Below are 1,649 nucleotides of genomic sequence, written 5' to 3'. Positions count from 1 at the left end.
GGGCAGGCTGGCCGTATAACTCAGGCCGTGGGGTTCCAGACTTCCACAACCAATAAACACGATGCATTGCTCGCGGCACTGGCGGCGGACCTCATCGCGCAGGGGACCCAGCAGGTGGCGGGCTCGCCGCAGCATCACTTTTTGCTGAGCCTCGCGGACCAGCTGGCGCGTGTGCCTGAATCAATAACTGCGCTGCTTTTTCCGCTGCAGAAGGTTCATGGGTCTCTGCCACTGGCCGGGATGGTGTTCAGCCCGCAGTCGGAAGATACGGCAGGCACGATACCGCACCACTGGAGACGTGATAACCGCTGGGATGCGCTACCTGCGTCTTCAAACGAACTGCCTGCCCATCTTCGCCCGCTCCGCTCTGGCCTGCACTGGAGCCGGATTTCCGCTGCTGCTGCCTGTGCACTGGTGGTTCTGTGGGGAGCCGGAATGCTGGTCTCTTTCGCCGCCAGTCGCAGCGTTATCAGTGATGCCGTTCAGGTGGCTGGAAACGCTTCAGACAGCAGTCAGTCTTTAAAGCAGCGGCTTGCTGCACTGGGTGTGTTTCAGGACACCATCGGGCAATTACAGTATTGGCAGGAGCATGGTGTGCCCTGGTACAGTCGCCTCGGACTGAGCCAGAATGATGGGCTGCTGTCTGCCCTTTGGCCTCGTTACCGTGAGGCAGCACTGCCTCTGCTGCGCGACGCCGCAGCCTTACAGCTCACTGACGCACTGAAAGCCTATGCGGCACTCCCGCCCGACAGCCCGCTGCGCGAAACGCAGTCAAAGCAGGCCTACACGCAGCTCAGGCTGTATCTGATGCTGACACGCCCTGAACGTATGGATGCCGGCTGGTTCAGCCAGACGCTGATGCAGAACTGGACGCAGCGGCAGGGTCTGGACAACGCGTACTGGCAGGGCGCCGGGAGTCCGTTGCTGGCTTTCTATGCAGAGAATCTCATCTCTCACCCCGAATGGGCGCTGAAATCAGACCCGGAGCTGGTCAGGCAGGTGCGCACCCTGCTGGTACGTCAGATGGGGGTGACCAACAGCGAAACCCGCCAGTACCAGCGGGTGCTGTCACAGGTTGCCCGACAGTACGCGGACATGCATCTGGCAGACATGACCGGCGATACGGACGCGGGTCGCCTGTTTACCACCGATGAAGTTGTGCCCGGCATGTTCACCCGTCAGGCCTGGGAAGATGGCGTTAAGCCCGCGATTGAAAAAGTGGCGCGGGAGCGGCGTGAGGAGATGGACTGGGTACTCAGCGATGCACCGCCGCCCGCCGGTGATGCATCCTCTCCCGAAGCGCTGGAAGCGCGGCTCACCAGCCGTTACTTCTCTGACTACAGCGCCGCCTGGCTGAACTTCCTCAACAGCCTGCGCCTGCAGACGGCACCGACGCTTTCTGACGCAATTGACCAGCTCACGCTGATGGCGGATGTACGCCAGTCGCCGCTGGTGGCGCTGATGAACACCCTCAGCGTGCAGGGGCGGGCCGGGCAGAGTGGGGATGCCATTGCCGACTCCCTGGTGAAATCCGCGCAGAACCTGCTCAGTCGGGAAAAACGCCCGGCCATTGACCAGAACAGCGGCCCGACCGGCCCCCTTAATGCCACCTTCGGCCCGCTGCTGGCGCTGATGGATAATCAGGGCAG

General features: G+C 62.2%; 1 protein-coding gene. It reads left to right on the top strand.

The features are described 5' to 3' along the window. Nucleotides 1-1,649 (top strand): ImcF-related family protein (locus VH86_RS23815; RefSeq protein WP_045834344.1); only part of this gene is annotated, 1,649 nt, incomplete at both ends.

Origin of the sequence: Pantoea sp. BL1 (genome assembly GCF_000963985.1) — a bacterium.
Classification (GTDB): Bacteria; Pseudomonadota; Gammaproteobacteria; order Enterobacterales; family Enterobacteriaceae; genus Pantoea; species Pantoea rwandensis_B.
The sequence above is the reverse complement of the archived record's forward strand: the minus strand, read 5'-3'. Positions and strand labels throughout refer to the sequence as shown.